The organism is Methylobacterium sp. TK31 (assembly GCF_055361545.1).
Genome location: NZ_CM143964.1, coordinates 206,153 through 227,304, shown reverse-complemented (window position 1 = coordinate 227,304; position 21,152 = coordinate 206,153). Strand labels below are relative to the sequence as shown.

At 68.7% G+C, this 21,152-nt stretch carries 21 protein-coding genes and 1 pseudogene; 9 read left to right on the top strand and 13 right to left on the bottom strand.

What is annotated here, in order from left to right:
• The first annotated feature begins 59 nt into the window (after positions 1-59).
• Positions 60-266 (top strand): hypothetical protein, encoded by a 207-nt coding sequence (locus ACXJY8_RS01080; RefSeq protein WP_463775175.1) that lies wholly within the window; start codon positions 60-62, stop codon positions 264-266.
• Between the two features lie 12 nt (positions 267-278).
• Here the strand turns inward: ACXJY8_RS01080 and glgX are convergent, their stop codons facing one another.
• On the bottom strand, positions 279-2,378 hold the full coding sequence (gene glgX, locus ACXJY8_RS01075) for a glycogen debranching protein GlgX (protein WP_463780259.1): 2,100 nt from the start codon (positions 2,376-2,378) through the stop codon (positions 279-281).
• Between the two features lie 67 nt (positions 2,379-2,445).
• A complete protein-coding gene (locus ACXJY8_RS01070; protein ID WP_463775172.1) occupies positions 2,446-3,867 on the bottom strand; it encodes an alpha,alpha-trehalose-phosphate synthase (UDP-forming) in 1,422 nt (473 codons plus the stop codon).
• A 412-nt stretch (positions 3,868-4,279) separates the two neighbouring features.
• Between ACXJY8_RS01070 and ACXJY8_RS01065 the strand changes: the two genes are divergently transcribed.
• The 5 genes from ACXJY8_RS01065 to ACXJY8_RS01045 all read left to right on the top strand — a co-directional run bounded on the left by ACXJY8_RS01065 (position 4,280) and on the right by ACXJY8_RS01045 (position 7,035).
• Complete coding sequence (locus tag ACXJY8_RS01065; protein WP_463775167.1) at positions 4,280-4,759, top strand: hypothetical protein; 480 nt, start codon at positions 4,280-4,282, stop codon at positions 4,757-4,759.
• Between the two features lie 10 nt (positions 4,760-4,769).
• Positions 4,770-5,165: a phage holin family protein gene (locus ACXJY8_RS01060; protein WP_056475805.1), complete on the top strand. Its 396-nt coding sequence runs from the start codon at positions 4,770-4,772 to the stop codon at positions 5,163-5,165.
• A complete protein-coding gene (locus tag ACXJY8_RS01055) occupies positions 5,162-5,554 on the top strand; it encodes a DUF3618 domain-containing protein (protein ID WP_463775162.1) in 393 nt (130 codons plus the stop codon). Before ACXJY8_RS01060 ends, ACXJY8_RS01055 begins: the two co-directional genes overlap by 4 nt.
• Before the next feature lie 69 nt (positions 5,555-5,623).
• Positions 5,624-6,343 (top strand): ElaB/YgaM/YqjD family protein, encoded by a 720-nt coding sequence (locus ACXJY8_RS01050; protein ID WP_463775160.1) that lies wholly within the window; start codon positions 5,624-5,626, stop codon positions 6,341-6,343.
• A gap of 140 nt (positions 6,344-6,483) precedes the next feature.
• On the top strand, positions 6,484-7,035 hold the full coding sequence (locus ACXJY8_RS01045) for an RBBP9/YdeN family alpha/beta hydrolase (protein ID WP_463775157.1): 552 nt from the start codon (positions 6,484-6,486) through the stop codon (positions 7,033-7,035).
• A 3-nt stretch (positions 7,036-7,038) separates the two neighbouring features.
• Here ACXJY8_RS01045 and ACXJY8_RS01040 read toward each other — a convergent pair whose 3' ends face one another.
• The 8 genes from ACXJY8_RS01040 to ACXJY8_RS01005 form a co-directional block, all read right to left on the bottom strand.
• Positions 7,039-8,070, bottom strand: coding sequence for a YcjF family protein (locus ACXJY8_RS01040; RefSeq protein ID WP_463775155.1), 1,032 nt, complete (start codon positions 8,068-8,070; stop codon positions 7,039-7,041).
• 23 nt (positions 8,071-8,093) lie between these two features.
• A complete protein-coding gene (locus ACXJY8_RS01035; RefSeq protein WP_463775153.1) occupies positions 8,094-9,533 on the bottom strand; it encodes a YcjX family GTP-binding protein in 1,440 nt (479 codons plus the stop codon).
• 115 nt (positions 9,534-9,648) lie between these two features.
• A complete protein-coding gene (locus ACXJY8_RS01030; protein WP_463775150.1) occupies positions 9,649-10,890 on the bottom strand; it encodes a hypothetical protein in 1,242 nt (413 codons plus the stop codon).
• A gap of 54 nt (positions 10,891-10,944) precedes the next feature.
• Positions 10,945-11,463 (bottom strand): SixA phosphatase family protein, encoded by a 519-nt coding sequence (locus tag ACXJY8_RS01025; protein WP_463775147.1) that lies wholly within the window; start codon positions 11,461-11,463, stop codon positions 10,945-10,947.
• 14 nt (positions 11,464-11,477) lie between these two features.
• Positions 11,478-12,458 carry an aldo/keto reductase gene (locus ACXJY8_RS01020; protein WP_463775145.1) on the bottom strand — a complete coding sequence of 327 codons (981 nt, stop codon included), beginning with the start codon at positions 12,456-12,458 and terminating at the stop codon, positions 11,478-11,480.
• Positions 12,459-12,555: 97 nt separating this feature from the next.
• Complete coding sequence (locus ACXJY8_RS01015) at positions 12,556-13,407, bottom strand: AAA family ATPase (RefSeq protein WP_463775143.1); 852 nt, start codon at positions 13,405-13,407, stop codon at positions 12,556-12,558.
• Between the two features lie 96 nt (positions 13,408-13,503).
• Positions 13,504-14,154, bottom strand: coding sequence for a hypothetical protein (locus ACXJY8_RS01010; RefSeq protein WP_463775141.1), 651 nt, complete (start codon positions 14,152-14,154; stop codon positions 13,504-13,506).
• The gene (locus ACXJY8_RS01005) at positions 14,151-15,401 is read right to left on the bottom strand and encodes an ATPase (protein WP_463775139.1); all 1,251 of its coding nucleotides are present in this window, start codon (positions 15,399-15,401) and stop codon (positions 14,151-14,153) included. The genes ACXJY8_RS01010 and ACXJY8_RS01005 overlap by 4 nt, the downstream gene beginning before the upstream one ends.
• A 257-nt stretch (positions 15,402-15,658) precedes the next feature.
• Between ACXJY8_RS01005 and ACXJY8_RS01000 the strand changes: the two genes are divergently transcribed.
• Positions 15,659-17,503: a cation:proton antiporter domain-containing protein gene (locus ACXJY8_RS01000; RefSeq protein ID WP_463775136.1), complete on the top strand. Its 1,845-nt coding sequence runs from the start codon at positions 15,659-15,661 to the stop codon at positions 17,501-17,503.
• Positions 17,504-17,797: 294 nt separating this feature from the next.
• Here the strand turns inward: ACXJY8_RS01000 and ACXJY8_RS00995 are convergent.
• Positions 17,798-18,130 (bottom strand): annotated as a pseudogene (locus ACXJY8_RS00995) (hypothetical protein); the annotation flags it as partial.
• 239 nt (positions 18,131-18,369) lie between these two features.
• Between ACXJY8_RS00995 and ACXJY8_RS00990 the strand changes: the two are divergent.
• Both ACXJY8_RS00990 and ACXJY8_RS00985 read left to right on the top strand, forming a co-directional pair.
• The gene (locus ACXJY8_RS00990; protein WP_463775133.1) at positions 18,370-19,545 is read left to right on the top strand and encodes a vWA domain-containing protein; all 1,176 of its coding nucleotides are present in this window, start codon (positions 18,370-18,372) and stop codon (positions 19,543-19,545) included.
• A 56-nt stretch (positions 19,546-19,601) separates the two neighbouring features.
• Complete coding sequence (locus ACXJY8_RS00985; protein ID WP_463775130.1) at positions 19,602-20,054, top strand: bleomycin resistance protein; 453 nt, start codon at positions 19,602-19,604, stop codon at positions 20,052-20,054.
• Here ACXJY8_RS00985 and ACXJY8_RS00980 read toward each other — a convergent pair.
• A complete protein-coding gene (locus ACXJY8_RS00980; protein ID WP_055954982.1) occupies positions 20,029-20,349 on the bottom strand; it encodes a 2Fe-2S iron-sulfur cluster-binding protein in 321 nt (106 codons plus the stop codon). The genes ACXJY8_RS00985 and ACXJY8_RS00980 overlap by 26 nt on opposite strands.
• A gap of 182 nt (positions 20,350-20,531) precedes the next feature.
• The gene (locus ACXJY8_RS00975; protein ID WP_463775126.1) at positions 20,532-20,882 is read right to left on the bottom strand and encodes an Hpt domain-containing protein; all 351 of its coding nucleotides are present in this window, start codon (positions 20,880-20,882) and stop codon (positions 20,532-20,534) included.
• Positions 20,883-21,152 lie beyond the last annotated feature (270 nt).

Sequence of the window (21,152 nt, the reverse complement as noted above, 5' to 3'; positions counted from 1 at the left end):
CGCGGTCCGAGATTTGCCTCGGGCACCGCCGCAATCTTCGCGCCGTTCCGGAGTTGGAAATGAAGGACGTCGACGCGTTCCTAGTCCTGGCCAGGGCCAAGCTGAATTTCGCCCGCAAGGGCCACGGCGAACGGTGCTGGGATGCCGACACCGCCGACGCCCACCTGACGACCGACTGTACGCTGCTGCCCCTGTCCGAGGCCGAACGCGAAGAATTTCTCGAACAGGCACGCCACGAGTTGCGCCGCGAGGCGTCGAGCGCCTGACAGGCTGCCCGGTCAGGCCTTGTAGGCGGATGCGGGCCTTGCCCGCAGAACGTAGATCGCCTGCGCGTCGAGGCGCACGCCGGCCCCGGGAGGAAACAGGGCCTGGCCGGCCGCCACGGCGCCGGTCTGCTTCGTGGTGTCGAAGACGAGGGTCCAGGGCCCCCCGATGATCGGGGCCAGGGTGAAGTCGCAGGGTGTCTCGGCCGCGTTGACCAGGATCAGCAGCCGGTCCGCCTGAGGCAGGTCGTTGCCGATCTGCATGCCGAAGGCCTGGCGCTCGGAATCCGACCAGTCGCCATCCGCCATCTCGGTGCCGCCCGGCGCGAGCCAGTGCACGTCGCGCAGCGGGCCGTTCTCGACCGGCGCTCCGGTGAGATAGTCGCGCCGCCGCAGGGCGGGCTGTTCCCGGCGCAGGCGCGTCAGGTTTCCGACGAAGGTCGTGAGGCTGAGGTCGGGGTCGTTCTCCCAATCCATCCAGCTCGTGGCGTTGTCCTGCGCATAGGCGTTGTTGTTCCCACCCTGGCTGCGCGAGCGTTCGTCGCCCATCAGCAGCATCGGCACACCCTGGGCCAGGAACACCGTGGTGAGGAGGTTGCGCTTCTGGCGGGCGCGCAGGTTGAGGATCACGGGATCGGTCGTCTCGCCCTCGACGCCGTAGTTGCGCGAGAGGTTGTGCCCGTGGCCGTCGCGATTGTCCTCGCCATTGGCGAGATTGTGCTTCTCCTCGTAGGCGACGACGTCCGCCAGGGTGAACCCGTCATGCGAGGCGGCGAAGTTGATGCTCGACAGCGGCCAGCGCCCAGAAGCGGCGAAGATCTCGCGTGAGCCCGAAAGCCCCTGCGTGACCTTGGCGAGGGTGCCGCGGTCGCCGCGCCAGAAGCCCCGGATGCTGTCACGGAACTGATCGTTCCACTCGCTCCAGCCCCGGGGATAGCCGCCGAGCTGGTACCCGCCGGTGCCGACGTCCCAGGGCTCGGCGATCATCTTCACATGGGCCAGGACCGGGTCCTGCGCCACGGCCTGGAAGAAGGCGGCCTTCGGGCTGAAATCATGCGGGTTGCGCCCGAGGCTCGTCGCCAGATCGAAGCGGAAGCCCGCGACCCCGTAGGCCGTCACCCAGTGGCGCAGGGAATCCAGCACCATCTGCATCACGCGCGGATGGTCGAGGTCGAGGGTGTTGCCGCAGCCGGTGCAGTCGATCTCCTCGCGGCGATTGTCCGGCTTCAGCTTGTAGTAGCTGGCATTGTCGACGCCACGGAACGACAGGGTCGGCCCGGTGTGATCGGCCTCGGCGGTGTGATTGTAGACGACGTCGAGGATCACCTCGATCTCGGCGGCGGCGAGCTCGCGGATGGCCGCGCGCAGGCCGCCGATGCCGGCCGGGCCGCGATAGCGCGGATCGGCGGCGAAGTAGTTGAGCGGCGAGTAGCCCCAGAAATTCACCAGGCCCTTCTCGACCAGGAACCGGTCGTCGGCGAAGGACTGGATCGGCAGCAACTCGATCGCGGTGACCCCGAGCTTCAGGAGGTGCTCGATGATCGCCGGGTGGGCGAGGGCCGCGTAGGTGCCGCGTGCCGCGTCCGGAATGTCCGGATGGGTCTGGGTCAGCGCCTTGACGTGGGCCTCGTAGATCACGGTCTGGGACAGCGGTCGCCGGACCGGGCTCACCGCGAGGTCGGGGACCTCGGGTGGCGTGACGATGCCGCGGGGCATGAACGCGGCGCTGTCGCGCCGGTCGATCTGGTCGGCCCGCTGGATGCCGCGGCGATGCCCGTAGAGGGAATCGTGCCAGCGGATGCGCCCCTGGATGTCGCGGGCATAGGGGTCGAGCAGGAGCTTGGCGGGGTTGAAGCGGTGCCCCTGCGCCGGGTCCCAGGGTCCGTGGACGCGATACCCGTAGAGCTGGCCCGGGAACACGCCGCGCAGGTACCCGTGCCAGACGTCGTCGGTGCGGCAGGGCAGGCGGATGCGCCGGGTCTCGTGGCGCTCGCCGGGGTCGAACAGGCACAGGTCGACCGCCGTGGCGTTCTGCGAAAACAGCGCGAAATTGACCCCGCGCCCGTCGAAATGCGCGCCGAGCGGCGCCGGCACGCCGTCATCGACGCCGATCATGTGGTCAGAAGCGATCAAGAAGCTATTGCCGTCCCGGAGTTGGGCGCCGCCGGGCGACGCCTGAAGATCATTCCGCCGCGGCTGCGGTACGGGGCGGCTCGCGCTCGATCGTACGGAAGTTCTCGAGTTCCGCCATGAAGTTGCGCGCCCACCAGTCGACGTCCTCGCGGGTCATCCGGTCGACCATCGGCTTCCAGCGCTCGAGACGCTCGCCGCGCGGCATATAGAGGGCCGTGCGGATCGCCTCGGCGACCTCGAACCGGTCGTAGGGGTTGACCAGGAGGGCCTCGGGCAATTGTCGCGCCGCGCCGGCGAATTTCGAGAGCACGAGGACACCGGGGTCCTCCTCGGTCTGCGCCACCACATATTCCTTGGCGACGAGATTCATGCCGTCCCGCATCGGCGTGACGAGACCGACCCGGGCGGCCCGGTAGAGCCCGGCCAGGACCGGCCGCGGATAGGCCTTGGTCACGTACTGGATCGGCGTCCAGTTCGGCTCGCCGAGGGTGCCGTTGATGTGCCCGACGGTCTCGTTCACCTCGCGGCTCAGTTCCTCGTATTCCGGGACCTCGGTACGGGATTTCGGCGTGATCTGGATGTATACCACGTTGCCGCGCTGGTCGGGATTCGAGGCAAAGAAGCGGTCCACCGCCTCCATGCGCTCGGGCACGCCCTTCGAATAATCGAGGCGGTCCACGCCGATGAGGAGCTTGCGCGTCCGCAGGCCCGCCATGGTCTCGCGCACGGTCCGGTTCGAGCCCGCGTTCTCGGCCGCCTCCCTGAAGCCGGCGACATCGATGCCGATCGGGAAGCTGCGGATGCGCGTGCGGCGCCCGTCCACCATCAGGGACCCGCCGCCGAGGGGGATCGCGCGCAGCTCATCGATCAGGTTGCGGGTCAGGTTGTGGACGTCCGGGTCGGTCTGCAGGCCGATCAGGTCGTAATCCGCGATCCCGCGCAGAAGGTCGCCGCTGGCAGGCAGCGTGTTGAACACGTCGGCGGCCGGCCAGGGAATGTGGTGGAAGTAGCCGATCGGGTTCGCGATTCCGAGACCGCGGAGCTCGGAGGCCAAGGGCAGCAGGTGGTAGTCGTGCACCCAGATGATGTCGTCGGGCTCGACGAGGTTCGCCAGGGCGCGGGCGAAGATGCGGTTGACCCGCTGGTAACCCGCATAGTCGGAGCGCGAGAACGCCCCGAGCCCGAGCCGGTAATGCATGATCGGCCACAGCGCCCGATTGGCGAAGCCGCTGTAATATTCGCGGTGATCCTGGGGTGACAGATCGACCACGGCGTAACTGATATGGCCCCGATCGATCAGCGTCGGCTCGCTGGAGGGGTTCTCGACGACATTGCCGCTCCAGCCGAACCACAAGCCCTCATAGGCCGTGAAGGCCTCCTTGACGGCCACCGCGAGGCCACCGGCCGCGACGGCCTTTCCCCCTTCCTCGGGGACTGCAACGCGGTTCGATACGATGACGAGACGTGCCACGAAGCCGGCTCCGGTCCTCATGGGCCTCGCGCAGAATTGCGCGCGGCCAGAATGATACATTGGGTGAACGCGCGGAAGCCGAGCGCGATCCGTCGGTGCAGCCAAGCGCGTTCGATGGACCCGGGTCAAGACCTGAATGTCCCGGGTTCACGGCAAACAAAGCCCCACCGAAACACCTCCCGCCCATTTCCGCTGCGCGGCGCCGCATCCTGCGGACCTCACCCGTTACCTTTGACGATGCCTCCACGGCCAAGCTTTCCCGTGATGCGCGACCGGACCTGAACGCCGCCTGACGCACGTCCGGCCGGACCCTTTGGGATGCGTGCGAGCGCAGGCGGAACCCTGCCTCTCCGGCTGCTGTTTAACCGTCGCAAATCGCAGTTCTTTCCATCTCGTGTCGAGGAGTATCACCGTGACCGCAAACCAATCCCCAGGTCCCACGGGCGCGGAGCCGGCGAACCCGACGGCCGACTGGAAGACCCTGCGCGGCGACGTCGAGGGGATCGCGGACGTGGCGGCCGAGCGTGGCCGCAGCTTCGTCGAGGCGGCCCGTTCGCATGCGACCGACTATGTCGACCAGCGCAAGGGCGACGCCGCCCGCTCGGTGACGGATCTCGCCAAGTCGGTGCGGGAATCGAGCAAGACCTTCGAGGCACAGCCGAACATTCGGGCGTTCTTCGACAGCGCCGCCGATGGCCTGGAGCATCTCGGCGCCTCCATCGAGGAGCGCAGCTTCTCGGAGTTCTACGAGGAGGCCGAGGCTTTCGCGCGCCGCGCACCGGTCGCCGTGGCGGTCGCCACCTTCCTCACCGGCTTCGTGGTGGCCCGTTTCATCAAGTCGACGAGCGCCGCACCGCTGAGCGAATCCTATCCGAATCAACACCGTCTCTGAGGACCCCGCGATGACCACCGGTCCTCAATCCAGCATCCAGGGCCTCATCGGCGACGCCCTGCGGGAGACCAACGAACTCGCGCGGAAGGAGATCGCCCTCTTCCGCAACGAGATGACGAGCAACGTCCGGGCGTTGTTCATCGGTCTCGGCCTCTTGGTCGGCGCCGCGGTGTTCGGTGTCGTCGCCCTCTTCGTCCTCGTGGACGCGCTGGTGAAGTGGCTCGCCACCGTCGTCCATTCCGAGGCGTTGGCGGCGCTGATCGTCGGCGGCGTCCTCCTCGTGGTGGCCGTGGCCCTGGCCCTGATCGGGCGGAACGCCATGTCGCTCTCGACCCTCGCCCCCGTCCGGACGACCCGACAGGTCCGCGAAGACGCCCGTACTTTGTCTGAGAGGGTCTCGGGATGACCGAATCGCTGAACGAACTCGAGAAGGACATCGAGGCGAGCCGCGCCCGCCTCGACCAGACGATCGACCAGATCCAGGAACGACTGTCGGTTTCCAGCATCGTCGACGAGATGCTGGGCAACGCCCGGCGTACGCCGCTCAGCGGTGCCTATGATGGGGCCCTGGAGGCGGTTCGGCGCAATCCGATCCCGGTGCTGCTCATCGCGGCCGGTGTCGGCTGGCTCGCCCACCGCATGTCGACGAACCAGACCAGCCCGGCTTTGCGTCGGCGTGCCCGCCTCGCCGTCGATGGTCTGCCGGTGACGAAGACCGGAGCCGACCGCGTCTACGACCCGGATCTGCCGACCCAGCACCCCGTCGCCCCGCTCGCGAGCGAGACCCAGATCTGAGCCGTCCCGGCCGATCCCAAGAGACCCGATCCGGCCCCCGTGGCCTTCGCCGACCCTCAGGAGTATCCCATGAGTTCGACCCAGAAACCCGGCGACGAGCACCGCTCGCTCCCCGACGACATCGCCCTCGCCGCCGGCATGCCGCGCGGCCACCAGTCCGAAGGCTCCCTGCACGATGTGCCGAGCCCGGGTCTCCATCAAACCGGCACGCAGACGCACAGCATCTACGCGGAGGGCAGCCATGGCTCATCCACGGCCGACGAAGTGAAGGCGCGGGCCAGTGACTTGCGCGATCGGGCCGTCGAGACGGCGGGCGATCTTCGCGAGCAGGTCTCCGGCAAGGTCCAGGACCTGCGCGAGCGTGCATCCGACGCCTACGACGATGCCCGGAACTGGGCCTCCGACACCCAGCGGCAAGGACGCCGCCGGGTCAGCGACTTGAGCGAGCGAGGCAGCGCCCGCCTCCAGGACGGCCGGTCCGCGGTCGAGGATTTCGTTTCGGAACATCCGCTCCTGGTGGGTGTCGTCGGTCTCGCCGCCGGCCTGCTCATCGGTGCGTTGCTGCCGCGCACGCGCACCGAGGACGAGAATGTCGGCCCATGGGCCGACGAGGTCCGGGATCAGGGTCTGCGCTACGCGCGGGACGTCACCCATCGCGGCCGCGAATTCGTCGCCAGCGCCCTCGACCCCGAGAACCTGAACGCAGCTGTCCAGCGTGCGACCGGTGGCGAAGAGACAGCCACCGCGACGCCGACCTCGCCCCAGGCTTCGGCCTCGAAGCCCCACTGAGAGGCCAGACCGCCGGACGGACTCGACAGCGAGGAGCGGCACGCATTCCGTGCCGCTCCTTTCGTCGTCTGAGCCACGAGCCCGAGAACGAACGCTCACGACCCTCGACGCTGCAAAGTGGACCCGTTATCGGGTGAGCCATGAAGATTGCCGATTGCGAAATCCTCATCCTGCCGGGCTATGCCGGGTCCGAAGACGAGCACTGGCAGGCGCGCTGGGCGGAGAGGCTTTCGACGGGGCGGATCGTCGTCCAGGAAGACTGGCATCATCCGAATGCGGAGTCCTGGCGAAGCCGGATCATCGAGGCGGTCAACACCGCGACCCGCCCGGTCATCCTGATCGCGCACAGCCTCGGCGTGGTCGCGGCGGTCCAGGCTGCGCCGGGCTTCAGGGAAGGTGTCGTGCGCGGCGCCCTTCTGGTTGCCTTCCCGGATGTCGAGACGACGCCGAACCTGCCCGCCAGCGTGACGGCCTTCGCTCCCGTACCACGCGATCCCCTGCCCTTTCCGTCCCTGGTGGTCGCCAGCCGCAACGATCCCTATTGCAGCTACGCCCGCGCCGAGGATTTCGCCTATGCCTGGGGCGCCGTGGTGGTGGATGCCGGCGAGTCCGGCCACATCAACGTAGCGAGCGGGCATGGGCCGTGGCCGGAGGGCCTGATGCGCCTCGCCGGGTTCATGAAGACCCTGTAGCAGTCAGGCCTTCGCCTCGTCCGCCAGGGGCTTCAAGAGTTCACCCGCCACATCGGTGAGGCGTGGTGGGGCCTCACGGACGAACGGCAGGGGCCGACACACCGCCATCGCGGCCAAGCCGAAGCGCGCCGTCATCAGGCCGTTGAGCACGCCCTCGCCGAGCTTTGCCGAGACCCGCGCGGCGATCCCGAGCCCGAGCACCTGCTGGATCATGCTCTCACCGACGGCCATGCCTCCCGTCACCGTGAGGTGGGCGAAGGCCGCCCGCGCCAAGCGCAGGAAGCCGAGGAAACCGGGCCGGCCGCCATAGATCGTCGCGATCCGACGCAGCAGCCGCACCGCGGCGAAGATCACGAAGGCGACGTCGACGATGGCGCGCGGGCTGAGCGCGGTCACCGCCGAGACCTGCTTGGCCGCTGCCGCGATGGCGTTCCGGGCCTGACGGTCGAGCGGCGCGAGCAATTCGTGCTCGGCAAGCCCGATGCGGTCATCGACATCGAGGATCGCGTCCCCGAGGGTTTCGAGGCGAGCACGCCCGGCGGCGAGCGCCGGTCGCTCGGCGTAGAGTCCCGAGAGATCGCGAACCACGGCCTGCGCCGCGGAATGATCGCGCTCGGCGATCGCCCCCATCGCCTTGGCCCGGACGCGCTCGATCTGGCGCTCACGCCAGATTCCGGACAATTCCCGGGCGACGATGGCCAGGAACGCGATGGCGGCGACGCCCAGCAGGACCAGCGCCACGGCGCCGAGCCACGGGGCCGCGCTGAACAAGTCGGCGATCAGGCGCTCCACCGACAGCCCGACTCCGAGCGAGACGAGGCCGCCCAGGGCGACGAGGAGCAGGCTGAGCCAGGGTGCGCGGGCCTTCGGCGCCACTGGTACCGCCACCCCGTCCGCCGCATCGACGATCTCGAAGGGCTCCTCGACGATGCGGACCTGAGACGGCGGCACCGGGGGCGGCGCAACGCCGTCGGGCGTCTCCTCGGGGGCGGCGGAGGGGATTCGGAAGGCGCGGGGGCGATTGGTCGAACTCATGGGATGGGACTTCCCCGGAAGCCTCAGGCGAGCTTGTCGCCGATGAGGAACTGCATGGCGCGGTCGAGACGGATCTGCGGCAGGTCGCCCGGCCTGCCGAGGGCATCGGGCTTCACCAAGGGCGGGCGGAACCGCGGGAAGCGCAGGGAGCCGGGCGGCACCGCTCCCTCGAGGACGGATTCCGGCCGCGGGGGCAGTTCGCCGGGGAAAATCGCGGCTTCGCTCACGCCGTCGAAGACGTCGTCGCCGACGCGCTCGCCCGCCTCGGGCGTGCCCGACACGGCACGCAGGATCTCGTCCCCGTCGTGGACGGTGGTCTCGCGCGTCGCACGGACCGAGGCCAGGGCGACGGTGCCGACCCGCGCGCCGGCCGCCTCGGTCCGCCGCATGGCCCGCGAGACGAGCAGGCGCAGCAGGGCATCGAGGCGGTCGTGGCTGGTCTGGTGCAGGTGATCGGCCTTGGTGGCGGCGAACAGGATGCGCTCCGCACGCGGCGCGAACAGCCGGGACAGGATGGTGTTGCGCCCGATGCGGAAGCTGAGGAGGACCGAATCCAGGGCCTCTTCCAGTTCGGCCAATGCGGCCGGCCCGGCATCCACCGCCGCCAGGACATCCACCAGGACGATCTGCCGATCAACCCGTTGGAAGTGGTTGCGGAAGAACGGTTCGACGACCTTCGCCTTGTAGGCCTCGAAACGGCGTTCCATGAGGCCGGCGAGGCTGTCCGGGGCCAGGGTCTCGGGGAGGTTGTCGAGGGGCGCGAAGGTTAGGGCCGGCGAGCCCGCGAGGTCTCCGGGCATGAGGAAACGCCCGGGTGGCGTGGTGGCCACGGCCTCGGGGCCGGCGCGCAGAGCCGAGAGGTAGGTCTTGAAGGCCGTGCTGGCGTGCTCGGCCACGACCTCGTCGAGGGGCGCCAGCGGATCGAGCCCCTTGAGGGTCTCCAGCCAGGGCGCAGCCATCGCGCTCCGGCCGCTGCGGCGCGTGCCGGCGATCGTGGCGCGGGACCAGGCGGTGTAGCTCTGGTCAATCAGCGCGAGGTCGAGCAGCCATTCGCCCGGGTAATCGACGACGTCGAGCATCAGCGTGCCCGGCCCGGAGCGCCAGCCGCCCGAGCGCTCGTACTCGATGGCGAGGCGAAACTGGCTGATCCTGTCGGTCGAGCGCGGCCACAGGCGCTGCTCGGTGAGCGCCGCGTAGTGCTCCTCGTAGGGAAAGCGCGGGATGTCGTCGTCGGGCTGCGGCACGAGGCGGGCACGGCGCAGCCGGCCCTCGTGTGCCGGCGCGAAGGCCGGGAGCGCATGCGCCTCGACGAGGTGGTGGATCAGGGCCGTGGTGAAGACGGTCTTGCCCGAGCGCGCGAGACCGGTGACGCCGAGCCGCAAGGTCGGCTGGATCAGGAGATCACTGGATGCCTCGGCGAAGGCCTTGACCGCGGAACCCGCACGCGCGGCGAAGCTGTTCATGGCAACCTGTTCATGGGACGGCGAGGGAGGGCGGTGCGGGAACGCCGCGGCATTGTCGATGAGGTGGCGCGGCTTGAACGCCGCCGCAAGGCTTGGGGGGGGACAAGCCGGACGATCAGGGTGTCGTGCCCGGCGTGCCGAGGGTGGCGAGGGTCGTGGCGTCCAGGCGCGCGATGGCGGCCTCGACGAGGGCGGGCCCCGCACGCAGAGCGCCGAGTTCCACGCCCGACATCGCCAGCATCACCGGGCGCAGGTTCGGCAGAGGACGCCCCTCGGGGTCGAACAGCTTCAGGTCGTCTTCGATCTTGCCGCCAACGCTGGCCGCGATCCGCGTGGCGTAATTGCGGATCCGGGTCTCATCGTTGCCGCAGAACGGCGCCGGCACGCTGAGATCGAGGAGCGGCAGGCTCGGCAGCCCCGCCGCGATGGCCGGCAATGCGGCGGATTCCGCCACGAAGCGCTCCTGCAGACCTGCCACCGAATTGACCTTTGGCGGCGTTCGCTTCGGCGCGGTCGGCGCGGCGCCGAGGACGGCATTGGCCTCGACGAGAAGGACGGATGGTTTGGCGATGACCGTCGACGGCTTCACCAGGATCTCCGAGGGGCGGACCAGCAGCGCGGATTTCGTGGCCGCCGGGGTCGCGGACTTCACCGGGGGAGCCGCCTTCGCCGCCTCGCGCATCGGGCTCGGACGCACGCGCATGCGCGCGAGCGGCGACCAGGGCTGAATCCGCAGGGGACCGCCCCGTGCGGCCAGCCCCGAGCGGGCGACGCCGCCGCGTGGGTGGCGCGCGAGGAAGCGCGCCCGCAGCGTGCCGCCGATGCCGCGCGGTGCGATTTCGGACGAGATTCTCGTGCCCGTCGCCCCACGGGCGAGCGGGACGGGCGCACCGCCGACGCGGCACTCGGCGGGGGCCCAGCGCCGAACGATGGCGAGAGCCGAGCGACGACCGAACGCGCGATAGTAGCGCCGGAGGAGCTGGGCCGCCGCGTCGGCTCCATCGGCCGCGGTGGCGAAGCCGGTATGGCCCTCGACATCGGCACCGATCTCGCCGTTCCAGCGGGCCTTCTTGATGCACCAGTAATTGTTGAGCTTGACGCAGCGGGCGACGAAAGCGGGCTCCGTGGCCGTGTAGCGTGCGACCAGGGCGAGCGAGGCGGGTCGCAGGCTGGCGGCTTCGTGGCGCCAGTTCGAGACGGCCCTGGCCTCGGGCTGGAAGACCGGGAAGGGCACGGGTCTGTCCTCGAACGCCGTTAGCACCGCGCTCCAGCGATACATCTCGGGCGAGAGGTCACCGACCGCTCCCTCGAGGCGCGGCAGCAGCGTCGTGAGAACGAGGAGCGTGGTCAGGAGCACGGGATCTGCGAAGCTTGATCAGGACCAGGGCAACGGCGACCGGGCAAAAAGGGTTCAATCCGCGATGTCGAGGTCCTTCGGGGCGACGAAGCGCTCGAGCCGGCCAATGCCGGTGGCGACCGCGCTCCACGCATCGACCTCGAAATCCAGGACCACCACGGCGGCAGTGGGAAACTCGAGCGACAGCCGGCGGCGTCCGGCCTTCTCGCCGGAGCCGGCGAGCCGCGTCGCGAGATCCTGCAATCCCGGATTGTGACCGATCATCAGCAGGCTCTGCGCGGTATCGGGCGTCGCCTTCACCACGGCGAGCAGGGCCGTCTCCGGCGCTTCGTAGATGGAGGAGACGATCTCGGCCTCGACCCCCGTCAGGGCGGTCCGCACCGCCTCCCAGGTCTCGCGGGTGCGCAGGGACGGCGAGACCACGACGGCGTCCGGTATCAGGCCCTCGGCCGCCAGATACGCGCCCATCTGCGGTGCAGCGCGCTTGCCCCGGTCGTTCAAGGGCCGGTCCCGGTCGGCGATGCCGGGCGGACGATCGGACTTGGCGTGGCGCAGGAGGATCAGGCGGCGCATGCGGGAACGGACCTTCAGGAGAAACCGACGACGGGATGGGGCGTGTAGGGGGCTTCGAGGGCGCTCATCTCGTCGAAGGTCAGATCGAGATCGAGGGCCGCGACGGCATCGGCCAGGTGACCGGGCTTCGAGGCTCCGATGATCGGAGCCGTCACCACCGATTTCTGAAGGACCCAGGCCAGGGCCACCTGAGCGCGCGGAACGCCCCGGGCGGCCGCGATCGCCGAGACTTCCGTGACGATGGCGCGGTCAGCGGCATCGGCCGAAGCGTAGAGGTGGCGTCCGACCTCGTCGCTGTCCTGGCGCACGCTGCGCACGTCCCAGTCGCGGGTGAGACGGCCCCGGGCCAGCGGGCTCCAAGGCAGCACCGCGATATCCTGGTCCAGGCAGAGCGGTAGCATCTCGCGCTCCTCCTCCCGGTGCAGCAGGTTGTAGTGATCCTGCATCGTGGCGAAGCGCGTCCAGCCGTAGCGGTCGGCCGTGAACAGAGCCTTGGCGAACTGCCAGGCGTACATCGACGAAGCGCCGATGTAGCGAGCCTTGCCGGCCTTCACCACGTCGTGCAGCGCCTCAAGGGTGACCTCGATCGGCGTCCCGTAATCCCAGCGGTGGATCTGGAAGAGATCGACGTAGTCGGTACCGAGCCGCTTCAGGCTGGCATCGATGGATGCGAAGATCGCCTTGCGCGACAGCCCGCCGGCGTTGGGCTGGCTCTTGAGAGGGAAGAAGCACTTGGTGGCCAGCACGATGGCGTCGCGGTCGGCGTAGTCGCGCAGGGCGCGCCCGACGATCTCCTCGCTGGTGCCGTCCGAATAGGCATTGGCGGTGTCGAAGAAGTTGATGCCGAGATCCAGCGCCTGCTTGATCAGCGGTCGGCTCTCGTCCTCGCGCAGGGTCCAGGGATGGGGTCCGCGCTCGGGCACGCCGTAGGTCATGCACCCGAGGCAGAGGGGCGAGACGTCGAGGCCGGTGCGGCCGAGCTTCTTCAATTTCATCGGGAGCGTTCCGCTGGAAGTGAGCCTGCGCGGGCGACCCGCCCTATCTGGGTCCCGCGGGCGCTCCGGGCCAGGGGCCGACGCCCGATCGCGCCGCTCAGCCGCCGCGCTGCTCGCGCCGCATCAGGAAGGCGAGCTTCTCGAACAGCCCGACATCCTGCTCGTTCTTCAGGAGCGCACCGTGCAGCGGCGGGATCAGCTTGCGGCCGTCCCGCTCGCGCAGCGTCTCGGGGGTGATATCTTGCGAGACGAGGAGCTTGAGCCAGTCGAGCAGCTCCGAGGTCGACGGCTTCTTCTTCAGGCCGGGAACTTCGCGGGTCTCGAGAAAGACCCGCAGGGCCTCCTCCACCAGGCGGTGCTTGATGCCGGGGTAATGCACCTCGACGATGGCCTTCAGCGTCTCGGCGTCCGGGAACTTGATGTAGTGGAAGAAGCAGCGGCGCAGGAAGGCGTCCGGCAGCTCCTTCTCGTTGTTCGAGGTGATGATGACGATCGGGCGTCGCTCGGCCCGGACCGTCTCGCCGGTCTCGTAGACATGGAACTCCATCCGGTCGAGTTCGGTCAGCAGGTCGTTCGGGAACTCGATGTCGGCCTTGTCGATCTCGTCGATGAGCAGCACCGGGCGCTCCGGCGCGGTGAACGCTTCCCACAGCTTGCCGCGACGGATGTAGTTGCCGATGTCGGAGACGCGCGGGTCGCCGAGTTGACTGTCGCGCAGGCGCGAGACCGCATCGTACTCGTAGAGGCCCTGCTGTGCCTTCGTGGTCGACTTGACGTTCCAGGTCAGCAGCGGCGCTCCGAGCCCCTTGGCGATCTCCTCGGCGAGCACCGTCTTGCCGGTGCCGGGCTCGCCCTTCACCAGCAATGGCCGCTCCAGGACGATGGCGGCATTGACCGCCGTGGTCAGGTCGGAGGTCGCGACGTAGTCGGCGGTGCCGGTGAAGCGCATGGCGGAACTCGCGGGATGGGGACGCAGGCGTCCGAGGTTGAAGCGCGGCCGGTATCCCCGCAAGGCGCCGGCGGCGATCGAAGACGACCGCTCCGGCTAGAGGGTTTTGCCGTCGTGCCAGACGCAGTTCGAGGCCAGGATGCCGAGATTGACATCGGACTTCTGCGGCTGCGGCAAGGTCTTTCCGTCCATGGCAAGATCGATCTTGATCTCGACCTGCCCCTTTGCCTCGTTCTGGCGGCGCGAGAAGTAGCAATATTGCTGGAACGGCTGATCTTCGTTGGCGCGGAAATTCCAGCCGGTGACGATCTGGCCGTCCATGTAGGGTACCTGCTTGAACACCGTGAAGGTCGTGTTCACGGGGGCCTTCGAGGCCGGCGCGGCGTCGTTGCCGAGCTGCGCCTTCGTCGGCGTCGGGGCTCCGCCCGCCTTGGGCAGACCGCCCTCGAGCTTGAGCACATTGTCCGTGAGCGTGACCTCACCCTTGGTCTTCAGGGTCACGTCGGACAGGGCCGCCTGCATGGCGGCGGCGATCTTCTCGGCCGCCGAATCGAACTGGTTCATGTAGGCGTAGCCGTAGGACGCCGCCCCGACGCCCGCGCCGGCGAGAAGCAGGAAGGCGCCCGCCCCGAGGGAGCGGTAGAGGAAGGCGCGCGCGGCGACGATGCGCGCCTCGGCCCGGAGGCGTCCGTTGACGCTCTGCGCTAGGACGACGTTCTCGGGCGTGCCGGGAGTATGGATGCTCATGCGCCGGCTCCCGCGCTGGCGGCCTGGGCAGGGCCGCGCCGATCGATCGGGATCACGGCGCCGCCGGGCGTGGCGGTGGCCGCCGGAGCGGGCGTCGCCGTAGCGGTGGCGGGCGCCTGGGCCGCGACCGCAGGCTCATCCGGCACGCCGCGCGGCTGGCTCATGGCCATTTCCTGGCGCAGGGCGTCGGTGATGGAATCGAGCATGTAGGGGGTCGCCGCCGGGTCCACGGTGGCGCCGAGATCGTCCTCGTCCATGAAGGTCTTGCGCACGGACACGGCGCAGAGGGCGAGGATCGTCGAGGCGAAGGCGGCGCAAAGCGCCGGCACGAAGACGAAGATGCGCAGGAAGGCGTGGACCTGCGCCTCGGTCACGTCGATCGGGTCAACGCCGTAGACCATCGCCGTGAAGGAATGCAGCTGCGAGCGATTGACCGAGTTGCGGTAGGCCTGCTCGGCATCCGCGACCTTGCGCTCGGCCGCGCCGCGGTCGAGTTCACCGCGCGCCTTGCGCGCTTCTTCCAGCATCTTCGTCACCGCACCCCGGTCCGAGCCGGCCTTGGCGACGCTGGCGTTCAGGGTCGCGGTCCGCGGATCGGTGACGCACTTCATGTTGGAATAGCGCTGGCCGCGACTGTTGGTGCCGTAGACGCGTTCGCAGCGCTGCGCCGGTAGGCCGGCGAGCTGGCTCGCATTCTCCGCGGCGCGCTTCTCGATCTGGTCGAGTTCGGTCGTGTACTGCACCACGCGCGCGTCCGCCGTGGCGATGCGGTTGTCGATGGTGCTGCGGTCGGCCTGGGCGTCCTTCAAGGCGGTCTTGGCCTTGGCGGCGTCCATCAGGCGGGGATGGAACATCATCTCGCCGAGCTGGGACACCGATTTGGTGGTGACGCCCGCCGCGAAGATGATGCCGACGATCGCCAGCGCGCGGATGAAGTAGGAGCGCTGCGTCCGGGCCAGGATCCCCAGCGGCACGCGGCAGAGCTCCACCGCCGCGTAGACCAGCGGGGCCAGGAGCATGAAGTAGAAAGCCTGGGAATCTCCGTCGCTGTAGACGCCGGCGAACAGCCATGCACCCCAGAGCGAGGCGCCGATGACCATGAACTCGACGAGGTAGGCGATCGCGACGTAGCCCCACTTGATGCGGTAGCCCTTCTCGATGTGCCGCTCGTGAGTCCAGCGCTCGGATTCCCGGCGCCATTCCCGGGCTTCACGTTGCACGTCGCGGTTGGGCGGCGTCTTTCGCATGGGGCACTCGTATCTCGAAACGCGACGCAGCGCGCTTAACCGTCCGTTAAGGGTTTGCGTTATGCGCATATTGTGCCGTTTTTGCGCCGCATCAGGGGTGCTGACCAGCACGGTCTCCCCATCCGAATGGTCGCAGCCGGCCAATTTGTCGGTTCCCGGTGTATGCGCTGTTGCACCGCGACGCCACCGGTGCCCATGGTCGGGGTGGATGGGCCGTGCCCCGGCCCCCGATCCGGCACAGGAGACATCCCGAAACGATGACGGACGTGCACGCCGGCTCCTACAAGGAAGCGATCCTGTTCCTCGTCACCGCGGGCGTGGTGGTGCCGCTGTTCCATCGACTGCGCATCAGTCCGGTGCTCGGGTTCATCGGAGCGGGAGCGCTCCTCGGACCCTTCGGCCTCGGGCGCTTCGCAGAGACGCACCCGTGGGTCTCTATCTTCACGATCGCGAACCGGGCGGAGATCGCCCACCTCGCCGAGTTCGGCGTCATCTTCCTCATGTTCATGATCGGGGTGGAACTCTCCTGGGAGCGCCTGAGGACGCTTCGCCGGCTCGTCTTCGGGCTTGGCTCCATCCAGGTCCTCGCCTCCTCCGCCGTCATCGGCGTGATCCTGCTGTCCCTTTCCGTGCCGCTCGCCGCCGCGATCATCGTCGGCCTCGCCCTTGCGCTCTCGTCGACTGCCGTCGTCCTGCCGGTTCTCGCGGACCAGAAGCGGCTCAACACGCCGGCGGGGCGCGCCAGCTTCGCGGTGCTGCTGTTCCAGGACCTGGCGGTCGCCCCCGTCCTGTTCGCGATCGCGGTGCTCGGGCGCAATGACGGCTCGGATGTCGGGGGGGCCCTGGCCCTCGCCCTCGGCCAGGCGGCGGTGGCCATCGTGGTCATTGTGGTCGTCGGGCGCGTCGCGCTGCGGCCGCTGTTCCAGCTCGTGGCACGGACGCGCTCGCCCGAACTGTTCATGGCGGCCTGCCTCCTCGTCATCATCGGCACCGCCGTGACGGCCGCCGCCGCGGGCCTCTCGATGACGCTGGGCGCCTTCGTGGCGGGCCTGCTGCTCGCCGAGACCGAGTATCGCCGGGCCATCGAGGCGACGATCGACCCGTTCAAGGGTCTGCTCCTCGGCGTGTTCTTCGTCTCCGTGGGGATGAACCTCGATCCGGCCCACCTGATGTCGGCGCCGGGAGCGGTTCTGGGACTCGCCCTCACGCTGATCCTGATCAAGGGGGCCGTCATCGTGCTCGCCGCGCGCGTCCTCAAGCTGTCGAGGGCGGTGGCGATCGAGGCGGCCCTGCTGCTCGGACCCGGCGGCGAGTTCGCCTTCGTTCTGATCGGCGGCGCCCTGGCTGGCAACCTCGTGCCGGAAGAGGTCGGGCAGGCCGCCCTGATCGTCACCACCGTGACCATGATCGCGATCCCGGCCCTCGCCGTCCTGGGGCGGCGCCTCGGCAAGCGCCTCACCGTCGCGCAGCTCGGACGGGCCCGGGCGGAGCCGGTGCCGGACAGGCAGCAGAACCGGGTCATCATCGCCGGCTACGGCCGCGTCGGGCGCCTGGTCGGCGAGATGCTGGTGCGCCACAAGATCCCGTACCTCGCCCTCGACGCGGACGCGGCCCGGGTCTCGGAGCATCGCCGCCTCGGGAATCCCGTCTATTTCGGGGATTCGGCCAATCCGGAATTGCTGCGCCGCTGCGACATCGCCAATGCCCGCGCCCTCGTCGTCACCCTCGACACTCCGCGGGCGGTCGAGGCGGTGGTGCAGGCCGCACGGGCGGAACGGCGCGACATCACCATCGTGGCCCGGGCGCGCGACGCACGCCATGCCACGGCGCTCTACGAGATGGGCGTGGACGACGCCGTTCCCGAGACGATCGAGGCGTCGCTCCAGCTGTCCGAGGCGGTGCTCGTCGATGTCGGGGTTCCGATGGGACTCGTGATCGCCTCGATCCACGAGCGGCGCGACGAGTACCGCGCGATGCTCAAGAAGAAAGAGACCGAGGTCCGTCCGGCCTTCCGGGCTCGTCGTACCGTCGGCAAAGGCGTCGAGGTGCGGGAGCCGCCTGCGGTCGTCGACGAGGGCAAACCGGTGATCAAGAGCGCCTGAGCGGCGATCGTGGATATCTCAGAGAAGGCGGCCCTGCCCACGGGACGGCATCATCGGTGCCGGAAGTGGACTTGCCCCGGACGCTGTCGCTGCGCCGGATGCGTTGCCCGGCGCGGATTTGATGCCGCGGGGCGGTTTCGGACCGGCCGGATTCAGAGTGCCCGGATGTTTCAGAATGTTGGGAGACTTCGGGATGTTCGGAGACTTCAGGGTGCTGGAAGACTTGGATGTCCGCGAGTTGGGGACCCGCGGCTTGGCGCGGCGGGTCGCGGTGTAGGCCGCCGGTTCCATGCCGGGTGCGTAGCTACAGCGGTAGACGATCTCGTCCGGCGGACCGAGCCCGGTATCGAGCGGGATCGTCACCGTATCGTCGTTGAACCGCCATTTGCGCGTGCCCTTGTCCCAGTAGAGCCAGATCGTCGTCGGATGCCCCTGGATCGAGAAGATGGCCGCCTTCTTGGACACTGCCCGGATCGTCCGAGGCTCGTACATCCCCTTGGCCCGGTAGGCGTCCGCGAAGGAGGCGGGCTGGCGATCGATGAAGGTGTTGCGCACCACCTGAATCGTCGCGCCCGGCTCTGAAAGGAACCGCTTGAAATCGCTCAACGAGCGCAACGCGAGCGCCATGTTGGTCACTCCCAACTCTACCCGTAGACCATGCGCCCTGACGACTTGTCCTGACTTGCACGAGACCGTGCGGACAAGATGTTCGATTCAGATGACAAGTCCTGTTCGTCGGAATAACGTCCGCACGGCACTATCAACAGAAAACCCGGGTTATACCCAGTTTAACGTATGTGAACCGGCCTGATGGCGGCGCCGGGCGACCCCTTGACCCCGATCGCGGCTTCCCGCGTTGTCGCGCCATGCTGCTCCAGTTCTTCACCGCCCTGCGCGAAGCCAAGGTCCCCGTCACCCTGCGGGAATTCCTCACGCTTCTGGAAGCGCTCGACCGCGACTTGGCCGAGAAGCGCGTCGAGGAATTCTACCTCCTCGCCCGCACCGCCCTGGTGAAGGACGAGCGGCACCTCGACCGGTTCGATCGGGTGTTCGGCACCGTGTTCGCGGGCATCGAGACCCTGGGCGAGGCCACCGAACCGACGGCGATTCCCGAGGAATGGCTGCGCAAGCTCGCCGAGAAATACCTCACCGATGCCGAGAAGGCGGAACTTCAGGCGCTTGGCTGGGACAAGCTGTTCGAGACCCTGAAGCAGCGCCTCGCCGAGCAGCGCGAGCGCCACCAGGGCGGCAGCAAGTGGATCGGCACCGGCGGCACTTCGCCGTTCGGCGCCTACGGCTACAATCCCGAGGGCATCCGGATCGGCCAGGACGGCAACCGCAACTTCCGCGCCGTGAAGGTCTGGGACAAGCGCACCTTCAAGGATCTCGACGACACGGTCGAACTCGGCATCCGGAACATGCGGGTGGCGCTGCGCCGTCTGCGCCGCTTCGCCCGGACCGGCGCGGCCGACGAACTCGACCTCGACGGGACCATCCGCGAGACGGCGGCCAAGGGCTACCTCGACGTGAAGCTCCGGCCGGAGCGCCGCAATGCCGTGAAGGTGCTGCTGTTTCTCGATGTCGGCGGCTCGATGGACTGGCACGTGGCGCTCGCCGAGGAGCTGTTCTCCGCCGCCCGTTCGGAGTTCAAGCACTTCGAGCATTTCTATTTCCACAACTGCCCTTACGAGCGGGTCTGGCGCGCGAACCAGCGCCGGCACGACGAGACGCTGCCGCTCCTGGACGTCCTGCGGACCTATCCCCCGGACTATTGCGTGGTCTTCGTGGGCGACGCCTCCATGAGCCCCTACGAGATCGCCATGGCGGGCGGATCGGTCGAGCACTGGAACGAGGAACCCGGCGAGGTCTGGCTGAACCGCATCCTCGAGCGGTTCCAGAAGGCGGTCTGGCTCAACCCGGTACCGGCCGAGCACTGGGCCTACACCCAGTCGATCGGGATGGTTCGCCGCCTGATGGGCGAGCGCATGTACCCGCTCAACCTCGAAGGCATCGACGCGGCCATGCAGGCGCTCGTCCGGTAGCGGCCGGCGGCGCAGTCCGAACCGGATGCAAGGTCTTATCGCGAAAGGGAACTGGCATGTCGGACAGGTTGCCCGCAGGCGGCTTCGCACCTGTCGTTCCCGAACTCGATGTCCGTGATCTTGCGCGCAGCTTGGCCTTCTGGTGCGGTGGAATCGGCTTCGCGGTCGCCTATGACCGGCCGGAATCCGGTTTCGCCTACCTCGAACGCGACGGCGCCCAGGTGATGCTGAACCTGATCAACGGAGCCTGGGCGACGGCGCCCCTCGCGCCGCCCTTCGGCCGGGGCACCAACCTGCAGATCGCGGTCCGATCCATATCCGGGATCGTCGCACGCCTGGCCGCGCTCGATTGGCCGCTATTCCGGCCACCGCACGACGCCTGGTATCGGGTCGGTGACGAGGAGGTGGGATGCCGGCAGTTCCTGGTGCAGGACCCGGACGGCTACCTCCTCCGATTCAGCGAAAGTCGCGGGCGCCGCCCGTTCAGCCCTGGCGCGCCGGCGTCGTGACGCTGAGGCCGTCGAGTTCCGGGGTGATCCGGATCTGGCAGCACAGGCGCGAGGTCGCGCGCACGTCGGAGGCGAAGTCGAGCATGTCCTGCTCCATCGCTTCGGCCGGCCCAACCACTTCGGCCCAGGCCGCATCGACGTAGACGTGGCAGGTGGCGCAGGCGCAGGCGCCGCCGCATTCCGCATCGATGCCCGGGACGTTGTTGCGGATCGCCGCTTCCATCACGGTCGATCCCACGTCGCCCTCCACGGTCCTGGCCGTTCCGGCGTGGTCGACGTAGGTGATCTTGGGCATCGGGGGCTCCGGGCTCGAACAACGCGTAGAAAGGCCGGTTGTGCGGCGCACCGCCTGCCTTGAAGGGGCAGGCTTCCGAATGCAAGCGCGCTCGCCGACCGGGCGAGGATTCCTGCGCTTACGCCGCAGAGGCCCCGCCGTTCCATCGCTCTGCCGCGACCCGACGTCCGAGGCCGCTCGGATCAGGCGGTCCGCGGCAGAACCGCGAGGGTCGCCGCCACGGCGTCGATGAGCCGGTCGCAGGGAAACGCCGTGGCGCCGGCCCGCAGCGCGTCCTCGGCCGCGCCCGACAACAGGGCGACCCGGACCGCGCCAATGCCGAGGGCCGAACCCTTCAGAGTATGGGCGAGGTCCGCCCGGTCGGGCCCCGGTCGGTCTCGATCGACGATGCCGGGCAGGAGGCGCTCGCACTGTTCGGCGAAGAGGCCGAGCAGTTCCGCGGCGAGTTCCGCATCGCCGAAGGTCTGGCGCGACAGGTGCCCCGCGTCGAGGAGCGTCGCTCCGGCGGCGTCCGGCGAATTCGGATCTGACAAAGCGTCTCCTCGTTCCGGCGGGAGCCATCCGGGCTATCCACAGCTGAGCCCCGCCGCCGTTCGCTTCCGTTTACGCGTTGAGGCATCATGCAGAAAGACGACGGCACGGTACCGGCCCCGGGCTTGGTAACCATTCCGTTAAGGTTTTTTGGGCGCTGCGGCGGGCTCGGGTATCGGAGCCTCGTGCCGAAGTCTAAAGTTCCTTGGTAAATTGGTAAAAGTAACCTTGATCGGCGGGCGCGGCCGTCGATCGGGATACGCGTAACGAGG

Bases quoted from the DNA above. Each gene is read 5' to 3' on its own strand.
- ACXJY8_RS01080 (WP_463775175.1), top strand. From the start codon at position 60: ATGAAGGACGTCGACGCGTTCCTAGTCCTGGCCAGGGCCAAGCTGAAT.
- glgX (WP_463780259.1), bottom strand. From the start codon at position 2,378: ATGATCGGCGTCGATGACGGCGTGCCGGCGCCGCTCGGCGCGCATTTC.
- ACXJY8_RS01060 (WP_056475805.1), top strand. From the start codon at position 4,770: ATGACCACCGGTCCTCAATCCAGCATCCAGGGCCTCATCGGCGACGCC.
- ACXJY8_RS01055 (WP_463775162.1), top strand. From the start codon at position 5,162: ATGACCGAATCGCTGAACGAACTCGAGAAGGACATCGAGGCGAGCCGC.
- ACXJY8_RS01050 (WP_463775160.1), top strand. From the start codon at position 5,624: ATGAGTTCGACCCAGAAACCCGGCGACGAGCACCGCTCGCTCCCCGAC.
- ACXJY8_RS01045 (WP_463775157.1), top strand. From the start codon at position 6,484: ATGAAGATTGCCGATTGCGAAATCCTCATCCTGCCGGGCTATGCCGGG.
- ACXJY8_RS01040 (WP_463775155.1), bottom strand. From the start codon at position 8,070: ATGAGTTCGACCAATCGCCCCCGCGCCTTCCGAATCCCCTCCGCCGCC.
- ACXJY8_RS01035 (WP_463775153.1), bottom strand. From the start codon at position 9,533: ATGAACAGCTTCGCCGCGCGTGCGGGTTCCGCGGTCAAGGCCTTCGCC.
- ACXJY8_RS01025 (WP_463775147.1), bottom strand. From the start codon at position 11,463: ATGCGCCGCCTGATCCTCCTGCGCCACGCCAAGTCCGATCGTCCGCCC.
- ACXJY8_RS01020 (WP_463775145.1), bottom strand. From the start codon at position 12,458: ATGAAATTGAAGAAGCTCGGCCGCACCGGCCTCGACGTCTCGCCCCTC.
- ACXJY8_RS01015 (WP_463775143.1), bottom strand. From the start codon at position 13,407: ATGCGCTTCACCGGCACCGCCGACTACGTCGCGACCTCCGACCTGACC.
- ACXJY8_RS01010 (WP_463775141.1), bottom strand. From the start codon at position 14,154: ATGAGCATCCATACTCCCGGCACGCCCGAGAACGTCGTCCTAGCGCAG.
- ACXJY8_RS01005 (WP_463775139.1), bottom strand. From the start codon at position 15,401: ATGCGAAAGACGCCGCCCAACCGCGACGTGCAACGTGAAGCCCGGGAA.
- ACXJY8_RS01000 (WP_463775136.1), top strand. From the start codon at position 15,659: ATGACGGACGTGCACGCCGGCTCCTACAAGGAAGCGATCCTGTTCCTC.
- ACXJY8_RS00990 (WP_463775133.1), top strand. From the start codon at position 18,370: ATGCTGCTCCAGTTCTTCACCGCCCTGCGCGAAGCCAAGGTCCCCGTC.
- ACXJY8_RS00985 (WP_463775130.1), top strand. From the start codon at position 19,602: ATGTCGGACAGGTTGCCCGCAGGCGGCTTCGCACCTGTCGTTCCCGAA.
- ACXJY8_RS00980 (WP_055954982.1), bottom strand. From the start codon at position 20,349: ATGCCCAAGATCACCTACGTCGACCACGCCGGAACGGCCAGGACCGTG.